This window comes from Streptomyces misionensis (genome assembly GCF_007896895.1).
GTDB lineage: Bacteria > Actinomycetota > Actinomycetes > Streptomycetales > Streptomycetaceae > Streptomyces > Streptomyces misionensis_A.
Genome location: NZ_VOGW01000003.1, coordinates 20,909 through 35,759, shown reverse-complemented (window position 1 = coordinate 35,759; position 14,851 = coordinate 20,909). Strand labels below are relative to the sequence as shown.

11 protein-coding genes, 2 tRNA genes and 5 pseudogenes are annotated in these 14,851 nt (G+C 69.2%); 10 read left to right on the top strand and 8 right to left on the bottom strand.

All coding sequences use genetic code 11. From position 1 onward, the window contains the following. Positions 1–599 (bottom strand): AfsA-related hotdog domain-containing protein (locus tag FRZ03_RS00805; protein ID WP_315902611.1); only part of this gene is annotated, 599 nt, incomplete at its 3' end. A 233-nt stretch (positions 600–832) separates the two neighbouring features. Here FRZ03_RS00805 and FRZ03_RS00800 point away from each other — a divergent pair. The 4 genes and pseudogenes from FRZ03_RS00800 to FRZ03_RS41100 form a co-directional block, all read left to right on the top strand. Then, entirely contained in the window at positions 833–1,462 is a 630-nt protein-coding gene (locus FRZ03_RS00800) for a ScbR family autoregulator-binding transcription factor (RefSeq protein WP_146463043.1), read from the top strand. 17 nt (positions 1,463–1,479) lie between these two features. After that, complete coding sequence (locus FRZ03_RS00795) at positions 1,480–2,208, top strand: HAD family hydrolase (RefSeq protein ID WP_146463042.1); 729 nt, start codon at positions 1,480–1,482, stop codon at positions 2,206–2,208. 31 nt (positions 2,209–2,239) lie between these two features. Continuing rightward, positions 2,240–3,016 carry an SDR family NAD(P)-dependent oxidoreductase gene (locus FRZ03_RS00790; RefSeq protein WP_261398447.1) on the top strand — a complete coding sequence of 259 codons (777 nt, stop codon included), beginning with the start codon at positions 2,240–2,242 and terminating at the stop codon, positions 3,014–3,016. A 70-nt stretch (positions 3,017–3,086) separates the two neighbouring features. Then, positions 3,087–3,740: pseudogene (locus FRZ03_RS41100) on the top strand (MFS transporter); the annotation flags it as partial. A 63-nt stretch (positions 3,741–3,803) separates the two neighbouring features. On the opposite strand, the pseudogene FRZ03_RS00780 reads toward FRZ03_RS41100, so the two are convergent. Beyond that, positions 3,804–5,264 (bottom strand): annotated as a pseudogene (locus FRZ03_RS00780) (AMP-binding protein); the annotation flags it as partial. A gap of 28 nt (positions 5,265–5,292) precedes the next feature. After that, positions 5,293–6,270 carry a nitroreductase/quinone reductase family protein gene (locus FRZ03_RS39950; protein WP_261398446.1) on the bottom strand — a complete coding sequence of 326 codons (978 nt, stop codon included), beginning with the start codon at positions 6,268–6,270 and terminating at the stop codon, positions 5,293–5,295. A gap of 139 nt (positions 6,271–6,409) precedes the next feature. Here FRZ03_RS39950 and FRZ03_RS00765 point away from each other — a divergent pair, with 139 nt between their 5' ends. Further along, positions 6,410–6,862 (top strand): MFS transporter, encoded by a 453-nt coding sequence (locus FRZ03_RS00765; protein ID WP_261398445.1) that lies wholly within the window; start codon positions 6,410–6,412, stop codon positions 6,860–6,862. 368 nt (positions 6,863–7,230) lie between these two features. On the opposite strand, the gene FRZ03_RS00760 is transcribed toward FRZ03_RS00765, so the two are convergent. Next, complete coding sequence (locus FRZ03_RS00760) at positions 7,231–7,794, bottom strand: TetR/AcrR family transcriptional regulator (RefSeq protein WP_186785206.1); 564 nt, start codon at positions 7,792–7,794, stop codon at positions 7,231–7,233. A 160-nt stretch (positions 7,795–7,954) separates the two neighbouring features. On the opposite strand from FRZ03_RS00760, the gene FRZ03_RS00755 reads away from it, so the two are divergent. Continuing rightward, complete coding sequence (locus FRZ03_RS00755) at positions 7,955–9,184, top strand: IS701 family transposase (protein ID WP_464862109.1); 1,230 nt, start codon at positions 7,955–7,957, stop codon at positions 9,182–9,184. Between the two features lie 142 nt (positions 9,185–9,326). Here the strand turns inward: FRZ03_RS00755 and FRZ03_RS38720 are convergent. Further along, a tRNA-Tyr gene (locus FRZ03_RS38720) sits at positions 9,327–9,399 on the bottom strand. A 200-nt stretch (positions 9,400–9,599) separates the two neighbouring features. Between FRZ03_RS38720 and FRZ03_RS00750 the strand changes: the two genes are divergently transcribed. After that, complete coding sequence (locus FRZ03_RS00750) at positions 9,600–11,276, top strand: Eco57I restriction-modification methylase domain-containing protein (RefSeq protein WP_146463037.1); 1,677 nt, start codon at positions 9,600–9,602, stop codon at positions 11,274–11,276. 12 nt (positions 11,277–11,288) lie between these two features. Beyond that, a complete protein-coding gene (locus FRZ03_RS00745) occupies positions 11,289–12,014 on the top strand; it encodes a PaeR7I family type II restriction endonuclease (RefSeq protein ID WP_146463036.1) in 726 nt (241 codons plus the stop codon). Positions 12,015–12,166: 152 nt separating this feature from the next. Here the strand turns inward: FRZ03_RS00745 and FRZ03_RS39945 are convergent. Next, positions 12,167–12,472: pseudogene (locus FRZ03_RS39945) on the bottom strand (hypothetical protein); the annotation flags it as partial. Then, positions 12,463–12,819 (bottom strand): annotated as a pseudogene (locus FRZ03_RS00735) (ATP-binding protein). The pseudogenes FRZ03_RS00735 and FRZ03_RS39945, both read right to left, overlap by 10 nt. Here FRZ03_RS00735 and FRZ03_RS00730 point away from each other — a divergent pair. Further along, positions 12,815–13,276 (top strand): annotated as a pseudogene (locus tag FRZ03_RS00730) (tyrosine-type recombinase/integrase); the annotation flags it as partial. The pseudogenes FRZ03_RS00735 and FRZ03_RS00730 sit on opposite strands and share 5 nt — an antisense overlap. A gap of 81 nt (positions 13,277–13,357) precedes the next feature. Here the strand turns inward: FRZ03_RS00730 and FRZ03_RS00725 are convergent. Beyond that, a tRNA-Thr gene (locus tag FRZ03_RS00725) sits at positions 13,358–13,431 on the bottom strand. Between the two features lie 217 nt (positions 13,432–13,648). On the opposite strand from FRZ03_RS00725, the gene FRZ03_RS00720 reads away from it, so the two are divergent. After that, positions 13,649–14,785, top strand: a complete 1,137-nt coding sequence (locus tag FRZ03_RS00720) for an ABC transporter ATP-binding protein (protein WP_146463033.1) — start codon at positions 13,649–13,651, stop codon at positions 14,783–14,785. The last annotated feature ends 66 nt before the right edge of the window (positions 14,786–14,851 follow it).

Here is a 14,851-nt window from a genome sequence, read left to right as displayed (position 1 = left end):
GGGCGGGTTCGGGCGGCCTCCCGCGGGTCGATCGGCGGGCCGGGCGGCAGGGCGCGGGCGGCGGCCCGGGCGAGGTCCGCGTGGGGGCCGCGCAGCCGGCGGTAGACGGCGGGCGGCTGGTTGTTGAAGCGGGTGCGGGCGGTGCCGAGGCGCTGTCCGTTCAGGGTGATGTCCACGGCCATGGTCAGCGCGGCCAGCCGCTCGCCACGGCGCACCACGTCCGAGCACGTGATCCGCAGATCGAGGTCGGCCGGGGCGGTGGTGGCCACCATCGCCACCGAGTTCAGGTCGAAGCAGAGGTTCTCCCAGGCCTGACGGTGGCCGAACGGGACGCCGTAGGCGACGTGCGACAGCAGCGGCACGGCCTGGCGGACGGACTCGGCGAGCAGCAGCGGGTCGTACAGCCCGCGGACCGGGCGGTAGAAGAGGTGCGCGCTCGGCCAGTGGGCGTGGACGACGTACGAGTCGCGGCCCAGAGCCCGCCACGACGAGAGCAGGACCTCGGCGCTGTTCGCCTTGTGCACGTGCTCCTGGTGCACGGCCATCACGGGACCGTGCGCGACGGCAGCGGACATCTGCTGCGGAAACACCCCGGACATGACTCCCCCAACAAGTTCGGATGTGTGAAGACGTCTTCAGGACGTCTCCATAACATAAAGAGCGTTCTGTTTTTAGAAGTCAAGGGCAGGCAAGGTGTTCTTCAGTATTCAGCAAAGCCACCCGTCGACCATTGGGGGCATTGATGCTCTTTGCCCGAGAACCTGGGGGTTGCCCAAAACACCTATCGGGCCCGTAACATAAGGAGCGTTCTACTTTCAGGGAGGTACAGCCGATGGCCAGCGAGAAGCAGGAGCGTGCAGTGCATACCCGGGAGTCACTCCTGTTGGCGGCGGCCGAGACCTTCGACGAGTACGGCTACTCAGGGGCGAGCATCAACCGGATCCTGAAACGGGCCGGGCTCACCGCGGGGGCGCTCTACTTCCACTTCGACTCCAAGGAGGACCTGGCCCGGGCGGTGATGAACAGCCAGCCCAAGACCATCGTTCCGCTGCTGGACTCCCGCGGCCTCCAGCGCCTCGTGGACATCACTCTCACCTGGTCCCGGCGACTCCAGGAGGACCCGCTGCTGCGGGCCGGTGTCCGGCTCACCAACGAGCAGGTCTCCTTCGGGGTCCAGGACGCCACTCCGTACCGCAGTTGGTCCGGGATCATGGCCGACTGCCTGCGGGACGCGCACGAGCGCGGGGAACTGCAGGCCGGGGTGGACCCCGCCGAGGTGGGCGAGTTCGTCGTCGAGGCGTGTACCGGTATGCAGATGTTCTCGGCCGTGGCCAGCGGCCGCACCGACCTGATCGAGCGCGTCACGAGGATGTGGCGGCTGCTCCTGCCCGGCATCGCGGTCCCGGCGATCGTCGCCCGTATCGAGGTCGGCCCCAACCGGGTCCGCACGTCCGCGGCCTGACCGTTCACGGAGGTTCCATGTCGCTGCCCGCTTCCTTCGCCCGCCTCAGGCTCGCGGCCCTCAATATCGACGGGGTGCTGCTCAACGACACGTTCAGCCCCGTCATCCACCGGTTCATCACCGGCAACGGCGGCCGGTACTCGGCGGACCTCGAGCGCTCCGTCTTCTCCCAGCCCCAGCACATCGCCGGCCGGAACATGGCGGCGGCGCTGCCCGGCGGGCTGACCGGGGAGGAGGCACTGGCCGCGTATTTCGAGGAACGCGACGTCTACCTCGCCGAACACCCGGTCGTTCTGACGCCGGGCGCGATCGCGTTGGTCGAGCGCCTGCGGGCGCTGGGGTTGCGCACGGTCTGCTACGGCGGGCTCGGCGTCGAGCACTTCGAGCGGTTCCTCGGCGAGTGGGCCGAGCTGTTCGACGGGCCCGGGTACGTGTGCACGAACGACTTCCGGCCGGGGCTGCACGAGATCACGACCGAGGTCTTCGGAGTGGCGTACGACCAGGCGGTGTTCGTCGATGACGTGGCACGGGTCGCCGAGTCCGCAAAGGAGTTGGGAGTAGGATTCATCGGCCATCCGACGGACTTCGCGCACAGTCACCAGCCGCAGTTGATGCGGGAGGCGGGGGTGCGGCACGTCGTGGGGACGCTGGATGCGATCGACGAGGAGCTGCTGCGGGTCGTCGATGGGGAGTTGGAGCGGGGCACGTTCTGGACAGAGCCCGAGTCCGCGGCCGCGTCCGCCTAGAGAAGTCGTTCAACGGGGGGATTTTCGCATCGTGAGCACCAGGAGCACTTCACTCGTCCTCGACGGCAAGGTCGCCATGATCACCGGCGCCTCCAGTGGGATCGGGGCCGCTGCCGCTCGGCTGTTCGCTCGGGAAGGCGCCGCCGTCGTGCTGACCGCGCGGCGTGACGAGCGGCTGCGGGCACTCGTCGAGGAGATCGGCGAGGCCGGCGGGCGAGCCCTCGCGGTCGCCGCGGACATCACCTCCGCCTCCGACGTCGAGCGGGTCGTACGCGCCGGCGTCGACCGGTTCGGCCGGCTCGACTGCGCCTTCAACAACGCCGGGTTCGCCACCGCCGGCACCGAGCTGCACGAGACCGCGCAGGACGTCTACGAGCAGACCATGGACGTCAATGTGCGGGGCGTCTGGAACTGCCTGCGCTTCCAGATCCCCGAGATGCTTCGCAACGGCGGCGGCGCCATCGTCAACACCTCCAGCGTCGCGGGGCAGCGCGCGACCGGGGCGTCGGCCGCGTACGTCGCCGCCAAGCACGCGGTCCTCGGGCTCACCAGGGCGGCCGCGGCCGAGTACGGGCAGCGCGGCATCCGGGTCAACGCGCTCGTGGTGGGCAGCACCCGCACCGAGATGATGGACCAGGTCGTCCGGGACGTGCCGCGGCTGGAGCGGCAGTTCGAGGAGGAGACCCTGCAGAAGCGGATGGCCGACCCCACCGAGGTCGCCCAGGCCGCCGTCTGGCTGTGCGGCGACCGCTCCTCCTTCGTCACGGGCGCGGCCATGCCGGTCGACGGGGGGACGACGGCCGCCTGAGCGGCTCGCCCCGGTTCCGCAATCCGTTGCGACTTGGGGTGGTTGGCGGCGACATGTCGTGCTCACGCTGATGTCCTTGCGGCACACCGTCGCCGTTACGAAGGAGTCAGCCGTGTCAGCCGTGTCCCGGACCGTCGCCACCACGCAACTCGTCAAGGCCCGGCCGCCGCGCAGTTCACCGCGGCACAGGAACCAGGCCGCCCTGCTCGTCCTCGGTCTAAGCGCGTTCGTCGTGGGCACCGCCGAATTCGTCGCCGTCGGTGTGCTGGACCGGATCGCGGCCGGGCTGCACATCTCCGTGGGGACCGTGGGCCTCCTGGTGACCGCCTACGCGCTCGGGGTCTGCGTCGGCGGTCCCTCGCTGACCGCGCTGACCATCCGGATGCCGCGCCGTCCGCTGCTGTGCTGCGCGCTGGCGGTGTACGCGGCCGCCAACGGCCTGACCGCGCTCGCTCCGGGGCTCGCCGCGCTGCTCGCCGTCCGGGCCGTCGCAGGGGCCGTGCACGGGCTGTTCGTCGGGGTGGCGTCGGCCGCCGCCGCGTCCCTGGTCGGCCCCGACCGCAAGGGCCGTGCGGTGGCCGTCGTCTTCGGAGGCATCGCCTCCGCCAATCTCCTGGGCGTGCCCCTGGCCACCTACGCGGGCCATGTCCTGCCGTGGCAGTCGGTGTTCGCCGGCATCGCCCTGCTCGCCTGTGTCGCCCTGGCCCTGACCCTCGCGGTGGTCCCGCCGGTGGCGAACAGCGGCCAAGGCGCCCTGCGCGCCCAGAGCCGTTACGTCGTCTCCGCTCCACGCCTTCGGCACCGCCAGCCGCAGCGCGTCCGGGGCCGGCACGACCGCCGCCTCCGCCACCGCCTCGTGCTCCAGCAGCGCGCTCTCCAGCTCGAACGGGCTGATCTTGTAGTCCGACGCCTTGAACACGTCGTCCGCCCGCCCGACGTACGTGATGTACCCGTCGGCGTCACGCGAGCCGATGTCACCGGTGCGGTAGTAACCCCCGGCCAGCGCCTGCGCGGTACGGTCCGGATCTCCGTGATAGCCGGCCATCAGCCCCACCGGCCGCACCGACAGATCCAGCGCGATCTCGCCCTCCGCGGCGCCCGGGGCCCCGGACACCGGGTCCAGCAGCTCCACCCGGTACCCCGGACTCGGGCGGCCCATCGAACCGGTCTTCAAGGGTTGTCCCGGACTGTTGGCGATCTGCACGGCCGTCTCCGTCTGCCCGAACCCGTCCCGGACGGTCACCCCCCACGCCCGCCGCACCTGTTCGATCACCTCGGGATTGAGCGGCTCCCCCGCCGCCACCACCTCGCGCGGCGGCCTGCGCAGCTGCGTCAGGTCGGCCTGGACCAGCATCCGCCACACCGTCGGCGGGGCGCAGAAGGAGGTCACCCCGTGCCGGTCCATCTCCGCCATCAACCGGGCCGCGTCGAACCGGCCGTAGTTGTGGACGAAGACCGTCGCCTCCGCGTTCCACGGTGCGAACAGGTTCGACCAGGCGTGCTTGGCCCAGCCCGGCGAGGAGATGTTCAGATGGACGTCACCGGGCTTCAGGCCGATCCAGTACATGGTCGACAGGTGCCCGATCGGGTACGAGGTGTGGGTGTGCTCCACCAGTTTGGGGCGGGCGGTGGTGCCCGAGGTGAAGTAGAGCAGCAGTGTGGTGTCGGCCGGGGTGGGGCCGTCGGGGACGAAGTCGGCGCAGGCGGCGCGCAGCCGGTCGTACGGCAGCCAGCCCTCGGGCCGGTCCTCTCCCACCGCGATCCTGGTGTGGCCGCCGGGCACCTCGGCGAACCTGGCCGGGTCCCGGGCGATGACGTGCTTCACCTTCCCTCTGCCGACCCGGTCACGCAGGTCCGCCGGGCCGAGCAGCGGGGGCGCCGGGACGAGTACCGCGCGCAGCTTCATCGCGGCCAGCGCCGTCTCCCAGAGCTCCACCTGGTTGCCGAGCATGACGAGGATCCGGTCGCCCGCCCGGACCCCGGTCTCCCGCAGCCCCATGGCGATCCGGCTGGAGCGCTCGGACAACTCGGCGAAGGACAGCTTCGTCCCGCTGCCGTCCTCCTCCACGATCTGCAGTGCGGTGCGGTCATTGCCTTCCGCGATGACGTCGAACCAGTCCAGCGCCCAGTTGAAGTGTTCGGGACGCGGCCACCGGAAGCCCTCGTGGGCGGTGGCGTAGTCCTCGCGGTGGGCCAGCAGGAAGTCCCGGGCTGCCCGGAACTCCTCGGTGGCGACGGTCTCCGGCACAGTGCCTCTTCTCGTACGACGGTGTGGCTCAGCCGACCGGAACCAGTTCGACGACCGGGATGGCACGGCCGGTCCTACCGCGGAACTGGGCGAAGTTGGGGTCCTGGGCGGTCTGCAGGGCCCACAGCTCCTCGTGTTCGGCGGCCGGCACGGGCTCGGGGCGGGCCAGGAAGCGGCGGCCGCCGGGCAGCTCGACCGTGCCGCTGCCTGCGGCGACCAGGTTGCGGTACCAGGCCGGGTGCGTGTCGGACCCGCCGTTGGCGGCGAAGACGATGTGCCGGCCCTCGTGCTCCAGGTGCACCAGCGGGGTGGTGCGGACCGTGCCGCTGCGCCTGCCCCTGGTGGTGAGCAGCAGCAGCGGGACCTCGCCGAAGTCGGCCACCCGGCCGCCGTTCGTACGGAATTCCTCGATGACCTTCCGGTTGAACGGATTGCTGTTCACGGATTCGTCCACCGGCGCGACGGGACGGTGCGCGTCCCAGTTCTCCTCGGGGAGATAGAGGCGGGTGTCCGTGGATTCCTCGTAGGGCATTCCGGCGGGCATGTTGATGAGTTCCATGTGCAGGCCCCACGGAGTGGTGAAATAGACCCAGCGGTCGCCTGCGATCGGGCCCTCGGTGATGGTTTCCGGTTCGTCGAGGACGGTGACGCCGGGAACGTCGCGCAGATAGGCGGCTGCCTTGTCGACGTCGTCGACGTAGATCGCGAAGTGGTGGCCGCCCCAGTCGCTGTTGCGGGGGCGGGCGCGGTCCTGGTCGGGCGAGGAGTACTCGAACAGCTCCAGGTTGGTCACCGGGCCGAGGCGCAGCATCGCGATCTTCGCCGAGGCCGCCGGGTGGACATCGAGCTTGCGGGTCATCCAGTCGCCCTCGCGGTCCTCCACCGGGCCCAGCGTGTAGGCGAGTTCGGCGCCGATGACGTCGACGAAGAAGCTCACCGCCTGGTCCAGGTCGGGCACGGTGTAGGCGATGTGGTGGACGGCCCGGGCTCCGGGAAGTGTGCTCACAGTTCGCTCCGTTCGGGCTCGGTCCGCCTGGGTGACGGACGCGTCGGTGCCGGGTTCTGCCACCCGGGCTCGCCTGGACTCTCGGGCCTGCGGCGGGCGTCGGCAAGGGCGAGTTCCGGAAGTCGGCGGACATGCCGAAGTGGGCGCGACGGGTTGGCGTCCCGGGCGGCGGCCGCTGCTGCTGTTCTCGCTCGGCGGGATGGCGCTCTCGCTGGTCGCCCTGGGTGTGGTGCTCGGTCTGCCGTCGGGGCCGGTGACCAATGTGACGGCACTGGTGTGCATGGTGACCTACGTGGCGGCGTTCGCGGTCGGGCTCGGTCCCGTCTTCTGGATCCTCGCGGCGGAGCTGTTCCCGCCCCAGGCGCGGGCACGCGGTGGCGCGGTGTGCGCGCTGGTGAACTGGGCGACCAACTTCGTGGTCGGACAGATGTTCCTGCCGGCCGCCGATCTGGTCGGGAAGAGCGCGGTGTTCTGGTTCTTCGCCGCGGTGTCGGGCGGGGCCGCCCTCTTCGTCGTCCGCACGGTCCCGGAGACCAAGAACCGGTCCCTCGCGGACGTCCAGCGGGAGCTCGCCGGAGTGCCGGGGGCGTAGCCCCGCGGGTACGACGAAGGGGCCCCGACCGGCGGTTCCTTGGGGCGTGGACGTGTCGACCAGGCCGTGAGCAGTCTGTGCAGAACGCTCGGCTGGGGTTTCCCAGCCGAGCGTTCTGCGTGGGCGGCCGTCGAGTTCGGCGGCGACGGCGTCGCGTCGCGCAGCCACGGATTCCGGCCGGTCTTCCCCGGCTCGGGTCGGGTTCCGACTGGTCTTCCCCCGCTCGGGTTCCGGCCGGTCTTCCCCCGCTCGGCTCGGGGCCGGCGGGCGTTCGGCTCGGGTCGGGGCGGCATGCGGCCGGCGGGCGTCGGCCGTTCGGCAGGCTTCCCCGCCTCCGCAGAAGGGCTGGTCGGGCCCCCTTCGCCGGGTCAGCGCGGCGGCGGTTTCGCGCTCAACCCATGGAGCAGCACCTCCCACATCTCCTCGGCCCACCCGGCCGGCACCACACGGCTGCCCTCCACCAGCCAGGTCAGCAGCACCCCGGCAGTGTCCAGCGACACACCCGGCCGGAGCTCGCCGGCGACGGTGGCGCGCTCCAGCAGGGCCCGCAGAGCCCTGGTCCACTCCCGCACCGGCCACGCCTCCGGACCGCCGGGCGGCGAGTCCCGCTCCAGCCGGGCCGCCGCGCGGGCCACCACGTCCCGCTCCAGCAGCCGTACCAGCGCGAAGGTCAGCCCCTCCAGCGCTTCCAGCGGCGCCCGGGTGTCGTCGGCCGCGTCGCGCACCACGTGGGCGACGGCGTCGCGGCCGGCCGCGCGCACCGCGACGGCGAGGTCCCGTTTGGTGGGGAAGTGGAAGGTCAGCGCCCCCATCGAGGCACACGCTCCCTTGCTGACCCTGGACAGCGAGGCACCCTCGTACCCCTGTCTGTCGAACTCCTCCGCGGCAGCTCGAATCAGGGCGTCGTGCGTCTTTGCGGCTCTCTCCTGCATGTGCTCCTCCATATGCCGAGTTCTGACATTTCCCCTGCTGGGAGGTCTAAGGAGGGGCGAACTCGCCAAAGTCGCGCACACTTGGCGCGAAACAAAGCGAACGTTCTCTATGCTTTGGGTGTTCGACTGGATCGCACCGCACCGCACCGAGGGGGATGGAGTGTCAGCGATTCGAGAGGTTCGGGACGGACGGGAGATGCGCGGGCGGAGACGGCCGGCAGACGGCCGCGCCGACTTCACCGCCTTCACCCAGCGGCTGTTCGGCCATCTGCACCGTGTCGACCAGCAGCGATGGGGCCAGGTGTACCTGCAGGGTCTGCTGGCGACCCCGGGCAAGAAGACCCTGCGCCGAATGGCCGAGGCCGTGACGTCGTCACCGACCGCGTCCCAGTCGCTGCAGCAGTTCGTCAACGCGAGCCCCTGGGACTGGGACGTCACCCGCAGCGAGCTGGTCCGCTGGACCGGCGAGCGGCTGACCGTGCGCGCCTGGACCCTCGCACCGACGGTCCTGCCCAAGCGGGGCGCGCACTCGGTCGGGGTCCACCGTCGGTTCGTCCGCGAGCAGGGCCGAATCGTCAACTGCCAGCTCGGCCTGGCCCTGTTCCTGTCCGGCGAGGAGGGACAGGTCCCGGTGGACTGGCGGCTGCACCTGCCCGAGCAGTGGGTGGGTGACGCAGAAGCACGACGCCGGGCGCGGATCCCCGAGGAGACCCGGCAGCAGGCCTTGTGGGCGCAGGCCCTGGACCTCGTCGACGGGCTGGCGGCGCAGCCGGGGCTGGTGCGGGCGCCGGTGGTGGCGGATCTCACCGGCGTGACGGACGTGCGGCCGCTGATCGAGCGGCCGCACGGGCGCGGGCACGGCTTCGTGCTCGCGGTGAGCGGTCAGCTGCCGCTCGCCCCCGCTCCTGAGCCGTACATCGGGCGGGCACAGCATGAGCCGCTGCCGCCGCTCTCCGCCCGCCAGTTGCTGCTGCGCGACGGTATCCGGCATCCCGACGTGGCCGTGACGGTCGGTCCGGACGGACGCCCGCGTCGAATCCAGGTGATCTCGAGCCCGGCCGAGATCCCAGGCCTGCGCCCCGGTCATGGCCGCGTCCCCTCGGTCGGCCGAGTCTTCGCCGAGTGGGACCCCGTCCGCAAGCTGCCGAGGCGCATCTGGCTGACCAACTTGCCGGAGCGCAGGATGGCCGACCTGCTCGCCCTCGCCTCGCTGCACGCCCGCACCCTGACGACCGTGTCCGCTTTGGGCGAGCACGGCGGGCTGCTCGACTTCGAGGGACGCTCGTTCCCCGGCTGGCACCGGCACATGACCCTGGTCTCGGCGGCCCACGCCTACGGCCTGCTCTCCCGCCCGGTCCTGCACCACCGCCCGGAACGGGAGGCCGCCTGAGGCAGTCCGGACCCGCCCGAGACCACCGACCGCGCGCAGTCACCGGGCCCCCTGGCCACCCCCTCGCCGGTTCGTCGGACAGACGACTGCCGTCAACGCCCCCGTGATCCCTGATCACGGGGGCGTTGTCCCAGGCAGCGAAAGAGCCCCTGTCGGATTCGAACCGACGATCTTCGCTTTACAAGTTCGATCTCCCCTCGGCTTGGTCGAGGCTCGCCTCGTGTCCAGCTGCTGCACACGGCTGCTGGTTGTCGCCGTCGTCCGCTGTCGTTGATGTCACTCGTGAATGTCAGAACCCTGCAACCACGTGCAACGATCGGGCACGGCTGAGGCGGCACCTTATGTCACTGTGATGTGACGACTGCGTTCTGTGGATACATCGGAGGCTCTAGGAGCGGGGCGGTAATGTCCCAGGGTGGCAACTCTCGCGCTCTTCGGTACCGACAACCTCACCATCCCCCAGTCTCTGCAGGAAGCGGTGGAACACGGCGAGGTGTTCACTCGTGGTTGGGTGGTCGAGCTGATCTTGGACTTGATCGGCTACACGCCGGATATGGACCTGTGCGAAGTGAGGCTCATAGAGCCAGCCTGCGGGGCCGGCGCATTCCTGGGTGTCATCGCTTCCCGTGTGAGCGCCTCCTGCCGCGCCCACGGGCGTACTCTTGCTGACGCTTCTGGTGCGGTCCGGGCCTTCGACCTGTTGGACCGCAACGTCGAGCTGAGTCGAGCTGTGATCGCGCGGACACTGCAAGGGGAGGGGTGGGCCTCGGGTGAGGCCGAGCAGATTGCGGCGGACTGGGTGCAACAAGGTGACTACCTGCTTCAGCCCCAATCTGAGCACCGTGCCGACTACGTCGTCGGGAATCCTCCGTACATCCGGCTGGAGGACGTCCCCGATGACCGGATGGCTGCCTACCGGAGCGCCTGCCGAAGCATGAGCGGCCGAGCCGACATCTACATCGGTTTCTACGAGACGGCCCTGCGTAGCCTTGCTCCCGGCGGTCGACTCGGTTTCATCTGCGCCGACCGCTGGATGCGTAACCAATACGGCCGCGCCCTGCGCCGCCTCGTGACCCGTCGGTTCAGCATGGACCTCGTCTTGGCTATGCATGACGTGGATGCCTTCGATGAGCAGGTCGCCGCGTATCCCGCCATCACGCTCATCTCCAACCGGTCTCAAGGCCCGGCCGTCGCTGCTGACACCACACGGCTCTTCGACGCTGCACGGGCCCGTGACTTCGCGGACTGGTGCCAGTCCGGGGAGAACGAGCGGATTGAAACAGGTGCTTTCAAGGCCGCGCGCCTGCCTCACTGGTTCCCGGAAGAAGAATCCTGGCCGGCTGCTTCCCCAGCCCGGCTCGCCATGCTGGAGGACCTCACCAAGCGCTTCGGGCTGCTGGAGGATCCACGCACCGGAACGCGGGTGGGCATCGGAGTTGCCACCGGTGCCGACAAAGTGTTCCTAACCCAGGACGCCAACGCAGTCGAGTTTGACCGACTTCTGCCGATGGCGATGGTCCGCGACACGACAAGCGGAACTCTCAACTGGAGCGGCACCTACCTCGTCAATCCATGGAGCGAAGGAGGCGACCTGGTCGACCTCAACGCCTACCCGCGGCTCGCCTCGTACTTCAACAAGCATGGTGACGCACTGCGCAAGAGGTACGTAGCCGTCAAGCAACCTCACCGCTGGTACAAAACGATCGACAAGGTGGACTCACGGCTTACCCGCCAACCGAAGTTGCTCTTCCCAGACATGAAACTGACGATCCATCCGGTCCTCGACCAAGGGCGGCTATACCCCCACCACAACCTGTACTTCCTCGTCTCGGACGCCTGGGACATGCGTGTCCTTGGTGGTCTCCTGCTGTCCAAGATCGCACAGGCGTTCGTGGAGGCCTACGCGGTCAAGATGCGTGGGGGGACTCTGCGCTTCCAAGCTCAGTATCTCCGTAAGATCCGTGTGCCCGACCCGAACGCCATCGACCAGAGCGATAAGGTTGCTCTTGCGGAGGCCTTCGACCGTAGGGACGTGGAGGCAGCCACGGAGGCCGCCCTGCGCGTATACGGACTTACTGAGCTGCCCGAGTAGGAGAAGCCGCCCGTGACGGTCACCCGCAAGGACTTCGAGGACGCCATAGCCGCCTACTGGGGGGTCAAGGAACTGCAGGGCGAACAGTCGGCCATCCGGAACGCCGTTGGGGCCGGCACCGCGGGCAGTGTGCGAGGCGGCAAGCACTTTGACTCGATCGCGACCTTGATAGCTCAGTTCTTCATCCACGCCGGGTACCCGAAAGAGAGCATCCGCGTCAAGACCTCGCAGAGACTCGAACTCCCTGGCTACTACCGGCCACAGAAGCAGTGGGACGTCGTAGTCGTACACGAGGGAGTGCTCGTCGCTGCGTTCGAACTGAAAGCGCTGGGCGGTCCGTCGTACGGCAACAACTACAACAACCGTGTCGAGGAAGCTCTGGGTAGCGCAGTCGACCTGCGCCGTGCGGCTCTGGCGGAGCTGTTCCCCAGGGAGAAGCCGTGGCTCGGGTACTTCTTCATCATGGAGGACAGCGACGGGTCCCGCAGGCCAGTCAAGACCGCCACGGGCGCACTCCCCGTGGACAACATCTGGCACGGAGCCTCGTACCAGGATCGCTTCGGGATCTTCTGTCGAAGGCTCGTCGATGAACAGCTCTACGACGCCGTCTGCTACGTCACGTCCTCAGCCGCAGACCCGTACCCCAAGGAGCCCGTAGACAGTCTCGACTGGCGCCACTTCGCTGCAGCCATAAACGCTCGCCTGACCTACCTAAAGGAGCTCGGCCTGCCGAGGTAGCGGAGGATTGGGTTTGGGTGATGTCCGGCTGGTTGACCGATGGCACTAGTGCCGAACGCGGCATTCACGTGCATTTGAGCGTACAGCCGTTCACCGAAATGGGTCCGCAATTGGCCCCCCGCAACGCTCGCGAGTATTGCGGGGGGCCAATGGGGCAGGAAGAGCGCTGGTCGGATCGTCCACGTGATCCGGGTGCCGGCGTGGGTCACTGACACCGTGCACGGTTCCGCCCGTAACAGGGCTCGTCGGGTCTCGATGCGGCCCTCGTACAGCCACTCCCACGCTTCGTCTGAGGCGTCCGCGTCCAGCGCGGGTGAGATCGTCCGGAGGGCGACCGAGACCCAACGGTCCGCCTGTGGTGCCGAGTAGGCGTCGAACGATGCCAGCAGTGCCGGCCGCTGCTGCTCGGCCAGGTCCTCGGTCCAGCACTCACACCAGAAGCCTCGTTTCAGCACCAGCGTCCTCCCCGCCGAGGGTCCGCATACAGCTCCGCGGTGACCGTGCAGCCCTGGTCGCTGTTGTGGACGACCACCCGGTGGGCGATGAGGCTGACCATGTCCAGGCTCCGGCCGTGTTCCGCGTCGTGGTCCTGGTGCTCGACCTTCGGGGCCGTGCCCGTACCCCCATCGTCCGTGACCGAGACCGCGACAACTTGACCCGAGACCGCAACGGCCAGGTGGAAGATGCCGGAGTCCAAGCCGCTCGCCGTGTGGCGGATCGCGTTGGTGCTCAGCTCGCTCACGATGAGGGCGGCGTCCTACGCCAAAGGTGATCCGCGCAGGATGTCACGGGTCCAGCGGCGCAATCAGGTGCAGCGCGTAGGCGGGGAACTGTACGAGGACACCACCAAGAGCGGCCGGGCACGTCCCGTGCCGCTTCCCCTGATCTGCCTGGCAGCGCTCCGCTGGCACCGGATGCGGCAGACCGAGGCTGCGCGGCTCAAGGGAGCCGAGCTGGCGCCGTCCTACTACGTCTTCACCACCCGCACCGGCCGCCCGATCGACCCGCAGAACATCAACCGGTCATTCTTCCGCATCACCGCCGCCGCCGGCCTTCGGCGCATCCGCCTTCACGACGCCCGGCACGGCTGCGCCACGCTCCTCACCGCGGCCGGTGTCGCGCCCCGCGTCGTGATGGAGATCCTGGGGCACAGCCAGATCAGCATCACCATGGATGTCTACACGCACGCGGCCTCGGACACGCAGCGCGAGGCCATCAGCCACATGGATCGCCTGCTCAGGCGCCGTGTCGACCGGGCGTGACCGCCCCGGTTGATGTCACCCGTGGATGTCGAACGCCCCGGACCGATCATCGGCCGGGGCGTTCGCGCTGTTCAATTCAAGAGCCCCCTGTCGGATTCGAACCGACGACCTTCGCTTTACAAGAGCGGCGCTCTGACCAGCTGAGCTAAGGAGGCCTGGTCCGCGGGTGCGCGGGCCTGCCTGTGCAGTGTACCCACGTCGCCTCGTGGGCCTGTCGAAAATTTCCCCGAAGTTCACAGCCACCCATGTACTGACAGACCGGTGATCGCCGGGTACCGTCTCGGATCAGTTCACTCGCGTGGACCACACCAACCACCTTCCTACAACGGATCGTCCGGCACGTTCCTGCCGGTAGAAGGGGGCCCATTCACCATGGCCACTGTCACGTTCGACCAGGCGACCCGGATCTACCCGGGTTCCACCAAGCCCGCCGTCGACAAGCTCGACATCGCGATCGAGGACGGCGAGTTCCTCGTCCTGGTCGGCCCCTCGGGCTGCGGGAAGTCCACCTCGCTGCGCATGCTCGCGGGTCTGGAGGACGTCAACGCCGGCGCCATCCGCATCGGCGACCGCGACGTCACCCACCTGCCGCCCAAGGACCGGGACATCGCCATGGTGTTCCAGAACTACGCCCTGTACCCGCACATGACGGTCGCCGACAACATGGGCTTCGCGCTCAAGATCGCCGGCGTCAACAAGGCGGAGATCCGGCAGAAGGTCGAGGAGGCCGCGAAGATCCTCGACCTCACCGAGTACCTGGACCGCAAGCCCAAGGCCCTCTCCGGCGGTCAGCGCCAGCGTGTCGCGATGGGCCGCGCGATCGTGCGCGAGCCGCAGGTCTTCCTCATGGACGAGCCGCTGTCCAACCTGGACGCCAAGCTCCGTGTCTCGACCCGCACCCAGATCGCCTCGCTCCAGCGCCGGCTCGGCATCACCACCGTCTACGTCACCCACGACCAGGTCGAGGCCCTGACGATGGGCGACCGCGTGGCGGTCCTCAAGGACGGTCTGCTCCAGCAGGTCGACACCCCGCGCAACATGTACGACAAGCCGGCGAACGTCTTCGTCGCCGGCTTCATCGGCTCCCCGGCCATGAACCTGGTCGAGGTCCCGATCACAGACGGCGGCGTGAAGTTCGGCAACAGCGTGGTGCCCGTCAACCGGGACGCCCTCAAGGCCGCCACCGACAAGGGTGACCGTACGGTGACCGTGGGCGTGCGCCCGGAGCACTTCGACGTGGTCGAGCACAACGGCGGTGTGGCGAGCTCCCTCAGCAAGGACACCGCCGACGCCCCGGCCGGCCTCGCCGTCACGGTGAACGTCGTCGAGGAGCTGGGCGCCGACGGCTACGTCTACGGCAGCGCCGAACTCGACGGGGAGTCGAAGGAGCTGGTCGTGCGGGTGCCCGGCCGCCAGGTGCCGGAGAAGGGCGCCACGCTGCACGTCGTGCCGCGGCCCGGCGAGACCCACGTCTTCTCCACCTCCACGGGCGAGCGGCTGTCCGACTGAGCACCGTCCGACGAGAGGGCCCCGCGGCGCGCCGCGGGGCCCTCTTCGCATGATCGTCCCGGGCAC